General features: G+C 42.6%; 20 protein-coding genes and 1 riboswitch. Of the genes, 15 read left to right on the top strand and 5 right to left on the bottom strand.

Features of this window, described 5'->3' with window-relative positions:
• The first annotated feature begins 49 nt into the window (after window positions 1-49).
• Together glnA and VM640_RS02670 are read left to right on the top strand one after the other, a co-directional pair.
• On the top strand, window positions 50-1,381 hold the full coding sequence (gene glnA / locus VM640_RS02675; protein ID WP_325389654.1) for a type I glutamate--ammonia ligase: 1,332 nt from the start codon (window positions 50-52) through the stop codon (window positions 1,379-1,381).
• 32 nt (window positions 1,382-1,413) lie between these two features.
• Window positions 1,414-1,986, top strand: a complete 573-nt coding sequence (locus VM640_RS02670; protein ID WP_325389652.1) for an ANTAR domain-containing response regulator — start codon at window positions 1,414-1,416, stop codon at window positions 1,984-1,986.
• A 67-nt stretch (window positions 1,987-2,053) separates the two neighbouring features.
• Here VM640_RS02670 and VM640_RS02665 read toward each other — a convergent pair whose 3' ends face one another.
• Window positions 2,054-2,584, bottom strand: coding sequence for a gamma carbonic anhydrase family protein (locus VM640_RS02665; protein ID WP_325389650.1), 531 nt, complete (start codon window positions 2,582-2,584; stop codon window positions 2,054-2,056).
• 121 nt (window positions 2,585-2,705) lie between these two features.
• Between VM640_RS02665 and VM640_RS02660 the strand changes: the two genes are divergently transcribed.
• Window positions 2,706-2,957 carry a hypothetical protein gene (locus VM640_RS02660; protein ID WP_325389648.1) on the top strand — a complete coding sequence of 84 codons (252 nt, stop codon included), beginning with the start codon at window positions 2,706-2,708 and terminating at the stop codon, window positions 2,955-2,957.
• A gap of 29 nt (window positions 2,958-2,986) precedes the next feature.
• Here VM640_RS02660 and VM640_RS02655 read toward each other — a convergent pair whose 3' ends face one another.
• Entirely contained in the window at window positions 2,987-3,130 is a 144-nt protein-coding gene (locus tag VM640_RS02655) for a hypothetical protein (protein ID WP_325389646.1), read from the bottom strand.
• 473 nt (window positions 3,131-3,603) lie between these two features.
• Here VM640_RS02655 and VM640_RS02650 point away from each other — a divergent pair, with 473 nt between their 5' ends.
• From VM640_RS02650 to VM640_RS02615, 8 genes are all read left to right on the top strand, one after another.
• A complete protein-coding gene (locus VM640_RS02650) occupies window positions 3,604-4,998 on the top strand; it encodes a MurT ligase domain-containing protein (RefSeq protein WP_325389644.1) in 1,395 nt (464 codons plus the stop codon).
• Window positions 4,988-5,755 carry a type 1 glutamine amidotransferase gene (locus tag VM640_RS02645; RefSeq protein ID WP_325389642.1) on the top strand — a complete coding sequence of 256 codons (768 nt, stop codon included), beginning with the start codon at window positions 4,988-4,990 and terminating at the stop codon, window positions 5,753-5,755. Before VM640_RS02650 ends, VM640_RS02645 begins: the two co-directional genes overlap by 11 nt.
• 215 nt (window positions 5,756-5,970) lie before the next feature.
• A complete protein-coding gene (locus VM640_RS02640; RefSeq protein WP_325389679.1) occupies window positions 5,971-6,249 on the top strand; it encodes a CopG family ribbon-helix-helix protein in 279 nt (92 codons plus the stop codon).
• Entirely contained in the window at window positions 6,246-6,596 is a 351-nt protein-coding gene (locus VM640_RS02635) for a type II toxin-antitoxin system PemK/MazF family toxin (RefSeq protein ID WP_325389640.1), read from the top strand. Before VM640_RS02640 ends, VM640_RS02635 begins: the two co-directional genes overlap by 4 nt.
• A 749-nt stretch (window positions 6,597-7,345) precedes the next feature.
• Complete coding sequence (locus VM640_RS02630) at window positions 7,346-7,660, top strand: hypothetical protein (protein WP_325389638.1); 315 nt, start codon at window positions 7,346-7,348, stop codon at window positions 7,658-7,660.
• A 225-nt stretch (window positions 7,661-7,885) separates the two neighbouring features.
• Window positions 7,886-8,254 (top strand): hypothetical protein, encoded by a 369-nt coding sequence (locus tag VM640_RS02625; protein WP_325389636.1) that lies wholly within the window; start codon window positions 7,886-7,888, stop codon window positions 8,252-8,254.
• A gap of 144 nt (window positions 8,255-8,398) precedes the next feature.
• Complete coding sequence (locus VM640_RS02620; RefSeq protein WP_325389634.1) at window positions 8,399-8,623, top strand: helix-turn-helix domain-containing protein; 225 nt, start codon at window positions 8,399-8,401, stop codon at window positions 8,621-8,623.
• A gap of 736 nt (window positions 8,624-9,359) precedes the next feature.
• Window positions 9,360-10,070, top strand: coding sequence for a gamma-glutamyl-gamma-aminobutyrate hydrolase family protein (locus VM640_RS02615; RefSeq protein ID WP_325389632.1), 711 nt, complete (start codon window positions 9,360-9,362; stop codon window positions 10,068-10,070).
• Window positions 10,071-10,226: 156 nt separating this feature from the next.
• Here the strand turns inward: VM640_RS02615 and VM640_RS02610 are convergent, their stop codons facing one another.
• Both VM640_RS02610 and VM640_RS02605 read right to left on the bottom strand, forming a co-directional pair.
• Window positions 10,227-12,434, bottom strand: a complete 2,208-nt coding sequence (locus tag VM640_RS02610; protein WP_325389630.1) for a sigma-54-dependent Fis family transcriptional regulator — start codon at window positions 12,432-12,434, stop codon at window positions 10,227-10,229.
• 300 nt (window positions 12,435-12,734) lie between these two features.
• Window positions 12,735-13,805: a branched-chain amino acid aminotransferase gene (locus VM640_RS02605; protein WP_325389628.1), complete on the bottom strand. Its 1,071-nt coding sequence runs from the start codon at window positions 13,803-13,805 to the stop codon at window positions 12,735-12,737.
• 100 nt (window positions 13,806-13,905) lie between these two features.
• On the opposite strand from VM640_RS02605, the gene VM640_RS02600 reads away from it, so the two are divergent.
• The 3 genes from VM640_RS02600 (at window position 13,906) to larE (ending at window position 15,371) form a co-directional block, all read left to right on the top strand.
• Window positions 13,906-14,094: a hypothetical protein gene (locus VM640_RS02600; protein ID WP_325389626.1), complete on the top strand. Its 189-nt coding sequence runs from the start codon at window positions 13,906-13,908 to the stop codon at window positions 14,092-14,094.
• A gap of 187 nt (window positions 14,095-14,281) precedes the next feature.
• Window positions 14,282-14,548: a sulfurtransferase TusA family protein gene (locus VM640_RS02595; protein WP_325389624.1), complete on the top strand. Its 267-nt coding sequence runs from the start codon at window positions 14,282-14,284 to the stop codon at window positions 14,546-14,548.
• Window position 14,549: 1 nt separating this feature from the next.
• Window positions 14,550-15,371, top strand: coding sequence for an ATP-dependent sacrificial sulfur transferase LarE (gene larE / locus VM640_RS02590; RefSeq protein ID WP_325389622.1), 822 nt, complete (start codon window positions 14,550-14,552; stop codon window positions 15,369-15,371).
• A gap of 303 nt (window positions 15,372-15,674) precedes the next feature.
• On the opposite strand, the gene VM640_RS02585 is transcribed toward larE, so the two are convergent.
• On the bottom strand, window positions 15,675-16,427 hold the full coding sequence (locus VM640_RS02585; protein WP_325389620.1) for a tRNA threonylcarbamoyladenosine dehydratase: 753 nt from the start codon (window positions 16,425-16,427) through the stop codon (window positions 15,675-15,677).
• 317 nt (window positions 16,428-16,744) lie between these two features.
• Here VM640_RS02585 and VM640_RS02580 point away from each other — a divergent pair, with 317 nt between their 5' ends.
• The gene (locus VM640_RS02580; RefSeq protein WP_325389618.1) at window positions 16,745-18,190 is read left to right on the top strand and encodes a peptidoglycan DD-metalloendopeptidase family protein; all 1,446 of its coding nucleotides are present in this window, start codon (window positions 16,745-16,747) and stop codon (window positions 18,188-18,190) included.
• Window positions 18,191-18,303: 113 nt separating this feature from the next.
• A riboswitch (SAM riboswitch) is annotated at window positions 18,304-18,406 on the top strand.
• Window positions 18,407-18,827: the final 421 nt, after the last annotated feature.

Here is an 18,827-nt window from a genome sequence, read left to right as displayed (position 1 = left end):
GGATCTTAGTGCGCCCTTTTTACTATGAGCTACGAGAGGAGTGTTCCCTATGCATTTTTCGAAAGAAGATTGCCTTAAATTCGTGGAAGAGAATGATGTTCGATTTATACGTCTGCAGTTCACAGATATCTTGGGTCGAATGAAAAACATAGCTATAACCAATAAACAGATTGCTAATGCCTTCGAAAATGGAATCATGTTTGATGGCTCATCAGTAGCTGGATTTACCGGTGTTGAGGCATCTGATATGTTTCTTTTTCCGAATCCGGAGACGATTTCGATCATACCTTGGAGACCCCAACAAGGAAAAGTCGCCAGAATCATTTGCGATATTAAAAATCCTGATGGATCACAATTTGAAGGAGATCCCCGCTATATTCTTAAACGTACCCTGAAAAAAGCTGAAGAGCTTGGCTATGTCTTCCAAGTAGGACCTAAATGTGAATTCTTTTTGTTTCATACCGACGACGAGGGGCAGCCAACGACGAATACGCATGATGCAGCCAGTTATTGTGATTTGGCCCCCATCGATCAAGGGGAGAATGCCCGTCGTGAGATTTGTTTAACCCTTGAGGAAATGGGTTTTGAAATCGAAACCTCGCACCATGAGTCTGCCGCGGGTCAGCACGAAATCGATTTCCGCTATACGGATGCCCTGACCGCTGCAGATAGTATTATGACCTTTAAATTGGTTGTCAAAATCATTGCTCAGCGTAATGGGCTTCATGCGACATTTATGCCTAAACCGCTGCCAGGTGTAAGCGGTTCAGGCATGCATATTAATATGTCTCTAACCCAAGACGGGATAAACGTATTTAATAACGGTGAGGATGACCAAAGTGGCATCTCTGATACAGCTAAGAAATTCGCAGCTGGACTATTGAACCATATCAAAGGGATTACGGCCATTGCTAATCCTCTCGTGAATTCGTATAAACGCTTAACTACGGGTTTTGAAGCTCCTGTGCATATTGCCTGGTCGCCGATGAACCGCAGCCCTCTGCTGCGCGTTCCTGCCCCACGTGGAGAGGCGACGAGGCTTGAACTCAGAAGTCCTGACCCGACTTGTAATCCTTATTTGACGTTGGCGTTAGTCTTGGAAGCAGGGCTTGATGGGTTAAGCAAGGATTTGAAATTACCCAAACCCGTGAATGTCAATATCTATGATCTTTCCCCGGAGCAGGAGAAACGCCTTAAGCTTGACCGATTACCTTCTAATCTCTTAGCCGCTCTTGAGGAGATGAAGAAAGATCCGCTCATTCTCTCGACCCTAGGTGAGCATATTTTTAATAAGTACTACTCAGCAAAAATTTCGGAATGGGAAGACTATGATCACTCGATTCATCCATGGGAGATTGATAAGTATCTGAAAACCTATTAATTGGGTAGCCCTGCACAAAGGGGTGATTCTTAATGAGCGCAGGGAGTGTTCTTATCGTTTGCGGAAAATCTGAAGTCGCAAGTAGCATGGAAGCCATGCTCATAAAAGAAGGATTTTATCCGGTAAGCTGCGCTCATTCAGCTAATGAGGCACGCCGACAGTTTTTTTACACTCAACCGGATTTGATTATTATAAGTACCCCGCTTCCTGATGAACAGGGGATAGATTTAGTTTTTGATGCCCATGAAAAGACCTCGGCGGGAATAGTCGTCATTGCGCGGCCGGATCAGTTGATTGATATGCAGGAGAGCTTAGAAAAAACAGGTGCCTTGATCCTCCCTAAACCCATCAATCGGCTCACCTTGCGACAGTCCGCTCGTTTTGCTTTGTCTGTAAGAAATTCAATGACTCTGCTAAAAAGTGAGCGCGATGACTTAAAGAAGCGAATCGATGAACGTAAGGTCGTTGAACAAGCCAAGTGGCTCCTTGTAGAAAAGATGAATATGAGCGAGCCAGAAGCTTCCCGCCTCATTCAGAAAAGAGCGATGAATTTACGACTCCCGCAGGTTCAAGTAGCGGAAGAGATTATAAAGAAATATGAGTAAACGGAGAAAGCCTTGTTATTGTAACGAGGTTTTCTCCGTTTACTCTTTTTGACAATACAGGGTATGGCTAAGTCAGGTCTTGGGATAATTGCAGGTTTTCACTGTGTTCAACCGCTTTCTGGGAATATCGAAGGGCAGTTTCATGAAGGGATTTGATTTCCTGTGGGGTTAATTCCCGAATGACCTTGGCTGGTGAACCCATAATCATGACTCGGGGCGGAAAGGTTTTATTCTCCGTGACGAGCGAACCAGCGGCAACCAGGGTTTCTTCTTCAATCACAGCTCCATTCATAATGATAGATCCCATCCCAATCAACGAGCCATTTTTAATGGTGCAGCCGTGCAGCACGACAGAATGACCGACTGTGACCTCATCCTCAATCCTTAAGGGTTGGCCCTGATTGACATGAAGCATACTCAGATCCTGAATATTGCAACGCTTCCCTATACTGATCGGGGCAAGATCCCCACGAATGACCGTGTTGTACCAAACGCTGGATTCGTCACCAATTTGGACATCACCAATCACGTGGGTCCCTTCAGCTAGGAAAACGTGATCCCCAAGGTGTGGCGTTTTCTCTTGAAATTTAAAAATCATTAAGCCATTCCCCCTCATTTAAGAATATCTATATGCTGACATTATAGAGGAGAAAAGAAAGCGTGTAAAACGTACTAAAGTAAGAAGGAAGTTCATACATTGTCCCGAGGGGGGGCAAGTTATGTTGGATTTAACGACAGTACTCAGTTATGGCTACTTTTTGCTCTGCTTGGTCTTAGGATGGACGGCAGCAGGCGTCTTGAATTATGAGGGTTTATTAAAACGTTCAACCTCAGGCTCGCGGGGGCTTCTCTTGAAAATTGGTGTAGCCTTAGTTTTAGCTGAAGGGTTTCGGATCTTCTTGAGCTTTCTTTTAGGTCCCCTTTTGGATGGGCTTGTGAGTCAGAGTATCAATAGTCTTGGAATTTATTGAAAATTGGAGTATTATTCCCTAACGTTGAATCAGTCCTTGCACTGATCTTGCAACTCATTTAAAAATTTCACGACTTTCTCGGAAGCTTGCCCCATCCTTTCCAGAATTTGTTCCGCCTTGGCGATGTCACCCTGTTCGTTAGCGAGAGCCGCCTCCCGGGCTAAGTCATGCACCTGTTTAGGAGGTGCTTCTGTCGTTCAGTAATGACACGGTTTAAGATTTTCACCACAGGATGGAGGGGACTGGATGAGGGAATATCTACCTTATTAGGCTTGGTAGAATTACAATGGGTCAAACATTCATAGAGTTTGTTGGAACATTCATCAGTACTTGGCGAGGGGGTAAGCTCCCGTTTAAATATCGGCATAAAGACACATCCTTCCTTATTATGGATTGGACAAACGATGAATTCGTCAAAACTTCACAGATTTCCTAATATCATTGACGACAAAATACAATCGATATCATGTAGTTTCCCTATATTTCTATAAAATGATTGATTTTGCCGACAATTTGCTAAGGACTTAATTATTTAAATAATTTAAGTCCTTAGCAAAACCAAAGAAGCATTCCGGTTTTGGTTGATAAGCTCGCCCAAAGAGTGCTAAAATTGGTGGAGCAATGATACGTGAAGGAGACAACGTTTGTGAAGCGGACATGGCGATTTTGGGGAGCTTTATGGGTTAGCAAAGGAATTAGCTGGCTCCTCCGACTCCTGGGAAAAAAAGGAACAACCCTGCCTGGCAGAGTGGCACTCAAGATTCATCCTCAAATCATACGAGATCTTGCCTCAGAATATCAAGAAGGAATTGTTATAGTGACGGGAACCAATGGCAAGACGACGACGGCGAATCTGTTAGCTAATATTTTACGAACCGCTGGTAAACATTTTGCGTTTAATCAAGCTGGAGCAAACTTAGTGACGGGAATTACCGGGGCACTTTTGTTCAATATGAATTGGCGGGGGCGGGCTAAAGTTCAACTGGCTTTGCTTGAAGTGGATGAAGCCACAGTTCCCAAGCTCTGTGAGCAAGTCAAGCCAGATGTAGCTATCATTACGAATTTTTTTCGAGATCAACTCGATCGCTATGGGGAACTTGATACGACCGTGAAGTTAGTAAAAAATTCTCTGCCGATGAAAACGGATCTGATCTTAAATGCTGATGATCCTTTGGTGGCGCAGTTTGGAATTGATCGCCAGCATACCCTTTATTTTGGTGTCGATAGGACCCCGGAAAGCAAGACTCAAAGCACGGAAACGAGGGAAGCCAGATTCTGTCCACAGTGTGGCGCTCCATTGGAGTATCGTTTATTTCATTACGGTCAACTTGGAATTTACAACTGTCCCGAATGTGATTTTGCGAGGCCGAAGGTCCAGGTTTTGGCTGAAGACGTCCACTCCGAAGAGGCTGACCTTAAATTCAAGGTTGGGGTGACAGAGTATACTCTAGGGCTTCAGGGGTATTACAATCTCTACAACGCGCTTGCTGCTATCACAGCTGCAAAACGTTTAGGAATCCGGGAGCAGGAGATCGAACGGGGAATCCGTCAGTTTATTCCTCAAGCTGGACGGATGGAACGATTTCTTCTGCCTCGAGGAAAGATTACCTTAACCTTGGTTAAGAACCCAACTGGCTTTAATCAAGTTCTTCAAACTGTCTTTAACACCGAAGCAAAGCAGGTCCGGTTATTGATTATCATTAACGATTTAGCCGCGGATGGGCGAGATATTTCTTGGCTCTGGGATGTTCAATTTGAAATTTTGGGTGAGCATTCGGACCGTGTTCAGGAGATTTTTTGCTCGGGGTTAAGAGCGGAAGATATGGCCTTACGCTTGAAATATGCGGGTGTTCCAGTTGAAAAACTAAGAATCGAACATACCTTAGAGACAGCTGTTGATCAGCTACAGGCCGCGGCTACGGGAGAAGAACCGACCTTTATTTGTCCAACCTATACTGCACTTTTCCCTGTCCGCGAGATTCTCGAGAAAAGAGCATTAAAGGAAGAAATACACGCGAGGAGGGATAAGAGTGAAGATTAATATTGCCCATCTCTATCCTGATTTGCTGGACCTTTATGGGGATAGGGGGAATATCATAGCCTTAACCCAGCGTGCCCAGTGGCGAGGAATCGAGGCAAAGGTTCAAAGAGTTTCCTTAGGTGACCCGCTGAATTTTGCGGAGACAGATATCTTATTCATCGGAGGAGGATCAGATCGCGAACAGAATATCCTAGTTGAAGATTTAGTGAAAAGAAAAGAGGAGTTGAAATCCGCGATTGAAGATGGCCTTGTTGTGCTGGCGATTTGTGGCGGGTATCAACTTCTAGGGCAATATTATCAGATGGCTGGGGGAAAGAAAATCCCAGGTTTAGGGTTTCTCGATCTCTGGACTGAAGCAGGATCCAAGCGTTTAATCGGTAACGTAGTTGTCAAATTAGAAAGTGAGCTGCGTGAGAAGCAGGGCGCACAATTATTGACAAGAAACCTTGAAACGTTGGTTGGGTTTGAAAATCATTCAGGAAAGACTTTTTTAGGAAAGGGTCTTCAGACGATTGGGCAGGTTTTGTACGGGAATGGGAATAACGGCGAAGATAGGGCTGAAGGGGTACACTATAAAAATATTTTTGGTACGTATCTCCATGGACCTCTTTTACCGAAAAATCCGCATTTCGCTGATTTATTGCTTGCTCTGGCCTTCGAACGGGCTGGAACCTCGGGTGGGCTAACGCCTCTGGATGATCAGTTTGAACTATTGGCTCATCAAGTCATGGTTCAACGAATTTTAGGCGAGGGCTAAGTATATCAATGAAGCTATACTCAAATACTATAAATGTTGATGGATTTGATGGATTGATTCTTCATAAAAGCTTGTGTTTCCATAAATTACATCAGGATAAATCGAGCTATTGAGCCATTTTTACCCTGTCTACGGTGCTAGTTTCGTTGACACCTTTGGCGGTTATTGTCTATAATGAAGTATAGCTATGGCTATAAGACTTGGGGGTGCTGATGTTGGCGGAAAGTAAGCGGATTATGATCAGTCTGCCGGAAAGTTTGCTTGCGGAAGTGGATGGAATCGTTACTCTAGAGAAGAGAAATCGCAGCGAATTTATTCGTGAGGCTATTAATAGTATTCTTCACGAACGACGGAAGAAGGGAATCCGCGAGGAAATGCGAAAAGGCTACCTCGAGATGGCTCAACTCAATTTGGCCATTGCTAAAGAATTGTCATCTACAGAAGAAGAAGCTAGTCAAATTTTTGATGGAACACATATGGAGTGTCAGAGATGATCATAAAGCGCGGGGAAATTTATTATGCTGAACTCAACCCCGTCGTCGGTTCCGAACAAGGCGGAACAAGACCCGTTTTAGTGATTCAAAATGATATCGGAAATCAGTTTAGCCCGACGACTATCATCGCGGCTATTACCTCTCAGATTACGAAAGCAAAGCTACCCACTCACGTTGAAGTTCGTGCCAAACGTAGCGGCTTAGAACGAGATTCGGTAATTTTAACAGAGCAGATACGGACTATTGATAAAAGCCGTTTGAAAGAGAAAGTGGCAGTGCTTGATGAAGAAGTGATGTTGAGAGTGGATCAGGCTATTGAGATAAGTTTAGGATTAACAGATATCTAATTTTAACAAAGACCGAATCCTTTAAACACTTGACGTTTAAGGGATTCTTTTATTTTAAGTGTCTGTAAAAACGTGTTATTTCTTAATCGTAATATACAAGAAATAGACAGGTAATAGACAAAATAGATCATATCTATTGCTTTTCTAAGTTCAGCGAGATCTTTATGGGTATAAATTTTGTCGATTACATCAAGACGATACTGGATTGCTAGGAGCCATGCCAAATAAAGCAGCCACAGGAGTTCCTGCAGGAGCCACAGGGCATGATGCTAGCGGAAATATTTGGCTTTACCCATCCGCAGTCGGATACTATGATACTGCTTCTGATATCTAAGTTAATGACCCAAATTTCATAGCCGCAAACATCCTTTTGGATAAAAGTATTTTTGGGGTAGCAGGAACGGCTCGTTCGGGGGTTGTGCTCGTCACTGGTGCTGATGGGCCAATAGAAAATAATTTAATCAAGCTGAAGCAGGAGGGGATTATCTAATGGTTAATACACTTTACGTTGATATGCTCGTAAATTTGATTAAACAAGGGCTATTGGCCGTAACAGATATTAAAATCCCTGACTATGCTACCGCAGTTCAAGCGAAACTTACTGCATAGTTGACCCACTTAGTCCAATAACATAAAAATAACGCCTTGATTTCAAGGCGTTATTTTTATGTAACAGCACTGGACACCCTTTATTCAATAAAACCATATTATGTGGTAAAAAAGGACAAGGCATGTAAGGAGGGCAAGCTATGGGGGGGAATGACCCAGAAGTCCAAGCGTTGAAAGATGATGTATCTGAAATCAAAGAAACGGTTAAAAATGTTGAAACAGCAGTTAATTCCTTGCACCTGCTGATTGTAGGTAAGTATATGACAAAAGATGATCTCAATGATTTTAAAGCAGAGCATGAAAAAGTCCATGACAAGCTAAAAGAAGAAAATGATTCAGTTCATTCTGAGCTAAAAACGGCTGTCAAAGGGTTAGTACCTGGTTGGATAGCAATCGTACTTCCAATTCTGACGGCTATTATATCCGGATTAGCAGTTCATACATTGGGTAGGTAAGGAGGATATATATTGAATAAGCAATTTCATCAACTTGCGCCTCTGTTGGTGCTCCACCAAATGCCTGATAAATTTCAGGCATTTTTATTGCCGAAAGATACACCGAGGACCAACTCAAAACGGATGCAGATCTCCCGGATATGGTGGACCATGACAACATCTCTTTAAACTTTTAACGTAATGCGTTAGAATGAATGTTATATCTACATTAGGAGGACTAAATTAATGAGACGCTTTAACGACTGGGTTGGGGACAAAATCTCGTTCTGGTTATCAACGATGGCTGCCTTTTGGATTGTCTGCGCATTTGTTTTAATCCCTCTTTTCTGGCAACGACCTGAAGGTTTAATTGGATGGGTTCAATTCCTCATCCAGAGTTTATTCCAGGGGGCAGCTCTCCCGGTTCTCGGCTATGTTTCCAGAAAGTCAGGAGAGAATCAAGAGCACATTTTAAATGAAACCCACGATACAGTTATGGATGAGCTGGCTATGATTAAAGATGAACTGGCTCTAGCGCGAGAGGAACGAGATGAATTGAAGGTTCTTCTTGCCGAACTACATGCTAAGATTCCGGACGTAATTGAATGTAATTAAGAAATGAAGAGTCACCCGATTGGGCGGCTCTTTTGTTTTGCCAATTTAAGTTGGGGGGCTAAACCAGTCTTTTTGATTAAAGCAGGATTTTAGCGTAATTTGTTGAAAATAGTACAAGAGTTTTATATAAAAGGAGTGATCAAATTGCTCACTTCCAATCTAGGCCCACGTATAACTTATTTTCGTGAAAAACGAGGGCTTCAGCAAAATGAAATTGCAGCAATCGTCGGTATTAAACCGAAATACCTCAGGGATATTGAAAATGGGGTAGAGAATCCTCGAATTGCTTTACTAGCCCGCCTAGCAGTAGCCTTGGGAATACCTATCGAAGAATTGTATAAGAAAGAGAAATCTTCGTGGAATTTCTAATTATTATTTTTCACAAATGTTTCACATTTCCTTCAGGAAACCTTCAGGCTATATTGAGAAAAGTAGGTTACAATAACTCTTGTGATTCTTCTTTTAAACATGTCCTCCCCATACTATATCCCCTTGTCTGAGATGGCAGGGGTCTTTTTTTACTCTAATTCGACATAGTTCTCTCTGGAAATGACTTACTCCTTTGCAGTACAATAGGATCCGTGAGCTGCCAGAGGAAGGAAGTCAGAATTAGGGTGGAAGATGAAATATCAATTTTACGAGAGTACATTGAAAAGTGATTATATTGTCCTCTAATACTCAGCTACTCACTATGCTCTTGTCGTTTGCAATGAATATTGTATCTTGGTAGATTCCATAAGTCACCATTAGTAGTATATTGGTAATATACAAAAACGCTTAAAACCACTATAAAGGATGGCGGATTAACAGAGTGAGGCTAGGATAAGGCTAAAACAGCGAAAGACAAGGATTAGCCAAGTAGTATTCGCAAAATCAACAGAATAAACACACCGATGGCGATTATAGTAGCTAAAGGTATTTCTTGTAAGACAATGTCAAACATACGTTTCACTACCTTACCATTTATCAAGAAGGGGTTGTCTAATACAGGTTATTCAACATTCCCAAATAATGTAGGTAGACTAGAAATAATCAGTGATATCGCATTCGGTAATAGGCATAAACGGCTAAAAATCCTATTATTATTAAGTAAGGAGAGTTTGTTATGGCTCGGAGACCGATCATCGGTATAACGGTTGCTCATTGTACTGAAGAATTGAAAACTTTTCCACGCGAATTTTATGTTGAAAGTATTAGGAAGGCAGGGGGACAAGCGCTCTTACTCCCACCGGTACAGACGAAAGAGGAGGCAGAAGAACTCGTTAGTCTCGTCGACGGCATTGTTCTCACAGGTGGGGGAGATATTGCTCCTGTTTTTCTCGGTGAACAACCGAAAAGGGGAATTGGAGGATGTATCCCTGAGCGGGATCAAAGCGAGATTCTTTTAGCACAGCTTGCACTAAAAGACGATTTACCGATTCTCGGCATCTGTCGAGGAATTCAGGTATTGGCAGTGGCTGCGGAAGGGAAAATTTATCAGGACATTCGGTCTGAATGCCCGCTTGCTTTTGAACATAATCAAACAGCTCCGCGGGAATGTGCTTGGCATGAGGTTGAAATTTTGGACTCACGGCTGAGTAGGATCATGGGTGCAGAGCAAGTTCAAGTCAATAGTCTCCACCATCAGGCGGTATCCCTTGTACCAGAAGGCTTCATTCTAAATGCGGTCGCGCGGGATGGGATCATTGAAGGAATTGAAAAGCTCGGGGCCAAATTCTGTATCGGCGTGCAGTGGCATCCAGAAGTTTTGAGGAATGACGAGTATAGCCGGAAGTTATTTAAAGGTTTCATTAAGTCCAGTAACGAATTTGCTTAAAAAGTTTAATTAAAAAGAGGATGCTTCAGAATATAATCTTTTACTGAAGCATCCTCTTTTTCTCATACTAACAGAAAGTATAAGTTTGGGGCAGATAGCATAAGTGCAACTAAGGCTTCCGCCTACGCCAGAGGCTTGGCGCAAGCCAAGTTTTCTTTATATCATGGATTGCTGTAATCCTAATCGTTTAAGCTTTTTCCAAAGCCCCGTGCGCGTGATCCCGAGGTAGTGAGCAAGCGCGGTTTTGTTTCCACCGAATTCGTCAAGAAGGCGTACCATTTTGTCCTTCTCGGTCTCAGCTGAGCTTTCAGGCGCAGAATGGAAATCAGGGGGGAGGTCCTTCGGCTGAATTGTCGCGGATTCAACAAAAACAAAGAGCTGATTTATAATGTTTTGAAGTTGGCGTACGTTTCCCGGCCAGTTGTATTCCAGTAAAAGTTCGCGAGTACCGGGAGAGAAGGTTTTAGGGTCAACCCCATGACTTTGAGAAAGTTGCTCGAGCATGTGTTCAGCAAGTTCAATGATATCATTTCCGCGTTCGCGCAAAGGAGGAAGTTGGATTTCGATCGCATTCAGACGATAGAGTAAATCTTCCCGGAATCCACCTTCCTGAACCATTTGATTGAGGTCGCGATGAGTTGCGGAGATAATCCGGACCTGAACGGGAATAGGCTTAGTCGAACCGAGAGGTTCCACTTCTTGCTCCTGAATCACTCTTAAAAGTTTTGCTTGGAGTTCAGGGGAAAGTTCGCCAATTTCATCGAGAAATAAAGTCCCTTTATCAGCGAGGAGAATTTTACCGCGCTTACCCCCTTTTAAGCCACCGGTAAAAGCCCCTTCTTGATAACCAAAGAGTTCAGATTCGAGCAGGTTTTCGGGAATCGCAGCCGAATTCACGACGATAAAGGGGCCGTCCGCAACTTTACTGGTTTGATGAATGGCTTTGGCAAAAAGTTCTTTACCGGTACCGGTTTCGCCTGTGACGAGGATCGGGAACTCATATTGAGATGCTGTAGCCGCTCGATGAATTGTTTCCTGCATAATTTGAGAAGTTCCGATAATATTTTGAAATCCGAGATGGATAGCCTGACAGGGTTTACGGTATTTAGCAGGTGAAGGTTTAAGCGGAACCTTGGCAAAAATTAGACTCATCTGCTCAGAGGCAATTTTAAATAAACCAGCAGTAAATGAAGAAAGAGCACTTTCATCTGAGCAAATTGCACCGAGAGCTCCGACAATTTGTCCATTCTTGGAGATGGGGGAGTAGATGGCCGAGGTGAATCCTTTGCCAATGAGGTGGGCTACATTTGAATAGAGAGGGTTCGTTAAATTGAAGGAAACGATGGACTGATTTTGAAGCATCTCCAGCATCCCTGTATCCGGAATTGGGATCCAGTCGCCACTATCGAGAGCTTCTCTTCCAGCTTGTGCAAGGCAGAGACGTTGCTTCTTTTTATCATCGAGGAGAAAAATACTAACCTGATCCATTTTGGAAGTGTTTCGCAACTTTTCACAGTACTCCCCGAGAAATTCCTTAACATTAGTTTCGTTCACAAGGGCGATTGCGGTTTGGATAAACGTGCAGGTTGTCAGTTCTTTGTATTCATATTCTAATTGAAGACCAGAATGGAAGTAGGCTTGGGCAAAGAGCTTGGCAAGTTGTTCGAGGAGAAAGGCATCTTCCAGTTGGAAACGTCCAACTTCTGAGCTTGCCAACATTATGGCACCAACAACCCCATGGTCAAAAACAATAGGAATCCGCAACAAAGATCTGAACCCGGCTTGAAAGAGAAGAGGGTCCTCAAAAAAGCTGGTGTCGATCTGTCCCAGATCTTGAACGAGATGGGGAGTTTCGTGTTCAAAAATCCAGACGAGACCTGAGTTTTTCATTTCAGAGTAGGCGGTATGGACCGTTCCCTCGATATTAATACCAATCGAGTATTCATAAGTGTATTTACGAATTTGAGGATCAACCCGTAATAAGTCAAAGCGTTCGAAGATTACGGCATCACCTATGAGAGCAACAATTCGATCGATAACTTCATGAGGATTTGCAGTAAAATCTTCAATACTTTGTTCAAATATAGAGGGTACATTATTCGTAAAATCGAGATCAGTCCCCATAAGAATCAAGGAACCAGGTGTGTTTTCAATTTCGAAATGATTGATGTATAGGTTTTCGTTATTGAAGCCAGCCCATGAAGTTATTTGTTCCTCTTTAAATTTTTTTAAAAGGGGATAAAGTTCTTGGGAATCTAGATGTTGAAGGAACTGACAAGCTTTCTTATTTTTCCGAAGAATTTGGTTATCGGGACTTAAACATATGATACCGAAAGGAAAAGTTTCAAAAATTCCGTCTTTCATAGCTTATCTCCTAGTTGTTATTATTAATCCGTTAACTTCTTCAAAGAAGTGTTAACTCAAGATTGGAATAACTTGAGGGCATATCAAATTCAAGTTTTAATTCTGCAATCCTGTCTTAGTAATACTATTACAATAATACGACATTAGTTTACCAATTTCCACCTAAACTAGTACGTTAACTCTGTGAACCTTATTATTCGATAGTTAACACGATCAAAAAGAAACCGCCCTTCGATAATTTAAATTACCGAAGGGCGGTTTCTTTTTGTTTTTCAGTTTGTTGGAGCGATAGCTACTTGATCAGCAGTTTACATCTTCCATCCAGCCCAACTGATCATCAATCTTACCCGATTGAACGCTTGTGATATAGTCAAATAACTTTTGCGAAAATTCACCTGTTTGGTTATTATTGATGGCAATTTTTTGGCCCTTCCAAGAAAGCTCACCGACCGGGGAGATTACAGCAGCGGTACCAGATCCAAATACCTCTTCCAATTCTCCTTTGGTATGGGCTTCGAATACTTCCTCAATCGAGATCTGACGCTCGGACACTTTCATACCCCAACTTTTGGACAATTCCAAGACCGTTCTTCTGGTAATTCCACCCAAAATACTGCCATTTAACTCTGGGGTAATGATTTCGCCATTGATCTTAAAAAAGATATTCATGGTTCCTACTTCTTCAATATATTTGCGGTGGACTGCATCTAACCACAGAACTTGGCCAAAACCATCAGCATAAGCTTCTTGCTGAGCCGCTAAACTCATAGCATAGTTTGCCGGAGTTTTAGCTTGACCGAGTCCACCCTTTGTAGCACGGACATATTTGTCTTCTACTTTAATGCTGACTGGTTTAAAGCCGGTCTCATAGTAGGCCCCAACTGGCGATAGGATAATGAATAGTTTGTAGCTATCCGCGACCTTAACTCCAAGGTGGGGTTCGCTCGCAATGACGAAAGGTCTGATATAAAGGGATGTACCAGGATCACCTGGGACCCAATCTTTTTCTAAGGCCAATAGTTGAAATAAGGCCGTATGGATTTGCTCAACATCCATTTTGGGGATGCATAGAAAATCTGCGGAGCGATTAAAGCGATTCAAATATTCGTAGGGCCTAAATACATTAATATGATTATCAACAGTTCGAAAAGCCTTCATACCTTCAAAAATAGCTTGCCCATAATGAAATACAATCATTGCGGGGAGGGAGGAGAACTCAGCATAGGGAATGATCCGCGGGGAATGCCATCCCTTTCTAGAGTCATAGTCCATAACAAACATATGATCGGTGAAGATTTTTCCAAAACCAAGGTTCTTATCGGTAGGTAAAACTCCAACCTTCCCAACTTTAGTCACTTCAATTTCTGACATAACTGTTACCTCCTGTTATACCTTATTGGCATCTATTATAATACAATTTTGACCGTTTGGATTACTAATCACTCAAATTTTTTTTAATTCTGACGAAATTATGATTGCTATCCATTTGATGATTCTTGCCGGTGTAGGTGGTGGAGCAACTTTCACAGCCTTTACCGTTCTTTCGATTATGGGTTTACCTGTATGGTTAGTTTCCTCAAAGCTTTTACACGAGCTTGATATAGACAAATATAATGATAAGAACTCAGGGCAATTGACGGGGGATGCACTTGAAATTTAAGTCTATTGATGTAAAATGAGAGTATCATTTAAAGACAGGGGCAATCGTTTTCCCCTGTTTTTCTTTATACTAACAGAAAGTATAAGTTTTGGGCAGATAGCATAAGTGCAACTAAGGCTTCCGCCTACGCCAGAGGCTTGGCGCAAGCCAAGTTTTCTTTATTGTGAGAGAAGAGGGGGGACTTAATATGGCAAGGATAAGGGATGCGTTTGTGGACACCACGAATCTGGTCTGTCCAATTACCTATCTAAAGGCGAAAATGGCCTTGGAAAAGTTGGCGAAGGGTCAGATTTTAGAAGTTAAATTACAGGAAGGTAAGCCGTTACTAACAGCTTCTCGAAACTTTAAAGAAGATGGACAGAACATCCTTGAAGCCGTCAAAAATGAAGATGACACCTATTCTCTCTTCGTCGAAAAAGTGGTAAGCATTGGGGACAAGGAGGGAGGATATTAACATGAATATTACTGTTGATTCGAAATTAAATAATCTTAAAGATCTACTGATGAGTATGGGTTCCGTTCTTGTCGCTTATTCCGGTGGAGTTGATAGCTCCTTGCTAGCGAAAGTTGCGTTTGATACACTAGGGGAGAAAAGTCTTGCGGTAACGGCGACCTCCGAAACTTATCCGGAGCGAGAATTAGAAGAAGCCATTGCAACAGTAAAAACCATTGGGATTAACCATCTGGTGATTCATTCGGACGAACTCACAGATCCTAATTTTAGAAAGAACCCACAGGATCGCTGTTATTATTGCAAATCAGAACTTTTTTCAAAATTAACGGTGATTCGGACGGAAAAAGGATTCAATTTTGTTGCCGATGGAGCAAATTTGGATGATCTTCAGGACTATCGACCGGGTCAACGGGCTAAAGAGGAGCAAGGCGTTCGGAGTCCTCTCCAGGAAGCTGGAATGACGAAAGAGGATATTCGACTTTTATCTAAAGAACTTGGCCTTCCAACCTGGAATAAGCCTTCCTTAGCATGCTTGTCCTCACGTTTACCTTATGGAGAAGAAATTACCCTGGGTAAGTTGAAAATTATTGATCGTGCTGAAAATGTGCTTCGTGAGCTCGGTTTTAACGAACTCAGAGTAAGGTATCATCAAGAGATAGCCCGAGTTGAATTACCCCGTGAGGATTTTGCCAAACTTACCGATGCTTTAATTGATGAGATTGTGACTCGCCTGAAGGATTTGGGTTTCACTTATGTTACCTTGGATCTACAAGGCTTACGCAGTGGAAGTATGAATGAAATCTTAAAACAAGTAGGTAAGTAACCTAGCAAAAGGCTCAGACCAGTTATTCTGGTCTGAGCCTTTTTAAATACACTATGAAAAAATCTTAAATGACCCGAAAGCGTAGCTTATCGTACAGGAGTGAACGATTTGCGGCGGAGGGGCGTCGAGACGAATGAGGCTTTCGAAGCGAAGCGTGCCAGTGGTTCACTTTAGGTATTACCCTGAGGTTTGGCAAAGCTGCTTCGGAAGCGAATGAGACAGCCCTGGAGCGCTAAGTACGTGAGTCTCCGGTGGAGAGTCACGCCCGAAGGTCCGGATGTGCAGAAGCTACACTGGAAAGACTTACTTCTTAAGAAGGTCTCGTACAACTTCGCCAGCCATGAGTAAGCCCACAACCGGTGGTACGAAGGATATACTTCCAGGAATCTGCCGCTTCAAGGCACAATGGGCATCACCGCCTGGACAGATACAATTATTCCGACAATCTGACTCAACAGGTAACGGCTCTTGAGGTAGGTCAGGGGAATAGACGACCTTGATACCGTGGGTAATTCCGTCTTTTCTCAGTAGCTTGCGCATGGCTTTAGCCAACGGGTCGCCACTGGTTTTGGAAATATCCGTGATTGTGTAATTGTTGGCGGACATACGGTTTCCGGCCCCCATGCTGGAGATGAAAGGGATCTCGCGTTTAAGACATTCTTTGGCTAAACTCACTTTGCCAGAGACTGTATCGATAGCGTCGACAACGTAGTCCGGTTTTACACTCAAAAATTCATCCGCTTGCGCTTCAGTGTAAAATTCTTTGCGTGCATCGACAATAGCTTGATGATTAATTTGGGTAATCCTTTCCTTCATGACATCAACCTTTGCCTGACCCACGGTCGAATAAAGAGCATGGATCTGGCGATTGATGTTTGTTAGGCAAATCTCATCATAATCAACCAAAGTTAAACTACCAACTCCGGCACGGGCAAGCGCTTCAACTGTATACGAGCCGACCCCACCGACTCCAAAAATAATGACATGGCTTTGCTTTAAGCGTTCTAACCCTTCCGCTCCTATTAATATTTCTGTGCGGGAAAATTTGTGTTGCATTTGTCTCCTCCAAGTTTCATAAAAGAAAAGTTACTTCTACTATCAGTATAACTTATAATATTAAAACTTTAAAAAGAAAAGTTTTACTCCGTCGCTGCGAAAGATCAAATAGCTCAAGCCTGAAAAGAGGGACTTCGGGCTTGTTGAAAAATAGGATATTATAACTTTTTTTGTCGACTACACATTTTTTTTTGAGAAATTCACCAAAAGATCACAAACATCTTGTATAATAAAAAAAGGTTGTCACTGGCAACGCTAAAATTAACGACTTTGACCATAAGTCTAAAAGCAAATTAAGCATAATTAGGAGGTCTTAAATGAAGAAGTCTAGTCTTAGCTTGTTTTTTACAAATAAACCGTGGCTACAAAGTTTAGTGTGGCTTCAAAATAGATCCTGGTTTTCTAAAGAGTGGTGGAAATCTCCTAAAATTATCGGTGGAACTTTGGCCGCGTTCATCGTTTTAGGGAGTGGAGGCTATTATCTCGCTAATTCATCATCTGCGGCTTACTTGATAATTAATGGTGAAAAGGTTGGAATCGTAGTAAATCAGCTCAGTGGACAGAATTTGATTCAAACTGTTTTACAAGAAAAAGGGGCTACGCTTGGAGTTGTTGCGAAAACTCATGACAAAATTGAGTTCACACCGGCTCGTGTCAGCAAGGATCAATTCCAACCTCTTTCGGAAGGAGAGCTCCAAGATAAGTTATCCACCTATATTGAGGCGGGTGAGATAACGATTGCTAATCAACCAATTTTTATTCTTCCATCCTTGGAAGAGGCTCAAGGACTATTAAAATCATATCAAGATATCTATACTAAAACGAGTGATACAAATCAAGTCAACGAAGTTTCTTTTGAAGAACAAGTCGAAACTCAGTCCGTGGAAGTTACTCCTGACAAAGTTTTAACGCCGGAACAGGCTTTGGAAAAGCTGAAACAAGGGAATATTCAAAAACAGGAGTACACCGTCCAGGCCAGTGATTCATGGTGGCTTATTGCTCGCAAAAATAATATGAAAACGCTTGAGGTGCTCGCAGCAAATCCCGGAACTACCTTAGATACGAAAATCAAACCAGGTCAGAAGATTAATTTGGCGAAGGTTACTCCCTTTTTAACAGTGGTCAGTAAGGGAACACGTATAGATCAAGAGACGATTCCTTTTGATGTCGAGACGAAAACGGATAGCAGCCTTGGCAGTGATCAGACTAAGGTCGCACAGGCTGGAAGTGATGGACAAAAAGAAGTTAAGTATATATATGTCCAGAAGAATGACAAAATCGTAAGTAAAAGTGTTATCGAAGAAAAGGTGACTAAGGAAGCCGTAAAGCAAGTGATTGCTAAAGGACCGAAAAGTACGCCAATGGTAGTTGCTTTTTCACGCGGAAGTGGTCAAGCGTCTGGTCTGGGTTGGCCCTTGAATTCACATATTAACTCCTATTATGGTTATCGGTGGGGAGGATTCCATACTGGGATTGACCTCGCAGGGGATACGGGAGATCCGTATGTTGCCGCTGCTGCAGGAAAAGTTGTCAGTGCAGGTTGGGGTGGCGGTTATGGTAACTGTATCGTGATTGATCATGGTAATGGGATTATGACACGTTATGCCCACTCTTCTAAGATGCTTGTTTCTGCCGGGCAAAGTGTTGCCAAGGGTCAAACGATTGGTTTAGTTGGCGCAACAGGGAATGCGACAGGTCCCCACCTTCATTTTGAGGTAATTATCAATGGCGATACGGTTAATCCCTTGAACTATTTACCTTAACCTTTTTCCTAAATAATGAGGCTCTATTTGGCAATGGGTATTCTTGAATAAATCTGTTATGTTGACATTTTACTGAAAACTGTCATATAATAGGATTATAAAATTGCATATGATTCTCATCCAGAGTGGTGGAGGGACTGGCCCGATGAAACCCGGCAACCGGCCATATGGCAGTGGTGCTAAATCCTGCAGGAGTTTTTTCCTGGGAGATGAGTTGAACTTTGAATTCGTTCATGAGCTCTTCCTCGAAAGGAAGAGCTTTTCTGTTATACTAACAGAAACTTCCATGAACCTGCCGATTCACAGGGAGGTATGAAAATGTAGTCCATTTTCGTAAGAAAGTATAAGTCTGGGGGCAATAGTATAAGTGCAACCAGCGGCCTTCGTTTTCCTACGATGCAAGTAGTTAAGTCCGGCAGGATAAGGCGACTAAGGCCATCGCTTTGGCGCTGGCCAAGTCTTCTTTATCGCAAAGCTCGGCGAAAGCCGGGTTTTCTTTATACTAACAGAAAGTATAAATTTTTGGCAGATAGCATAAGTGCAACCAGCGGTTTTCGCTTTCCTACGATGAATGCGGTTAAGTTCGGCAGGATAAGGCGACTAAGGCCACCGCTTTGGCGCTGACCAAGTCTTCTAT

The organism is Desulfitobacterium sp., from assembly GCF_035539115.1.
Taxonomy (GTDB): Bacteria; Bacillota; Desulfitobacteriia; order Desulfitobacteriales; family Desulfitobacteriaceae; genus Desulfitobacterium_A.
This window is presented reverse-complemented; position numbering and strand designations above follow the sequence as displayed.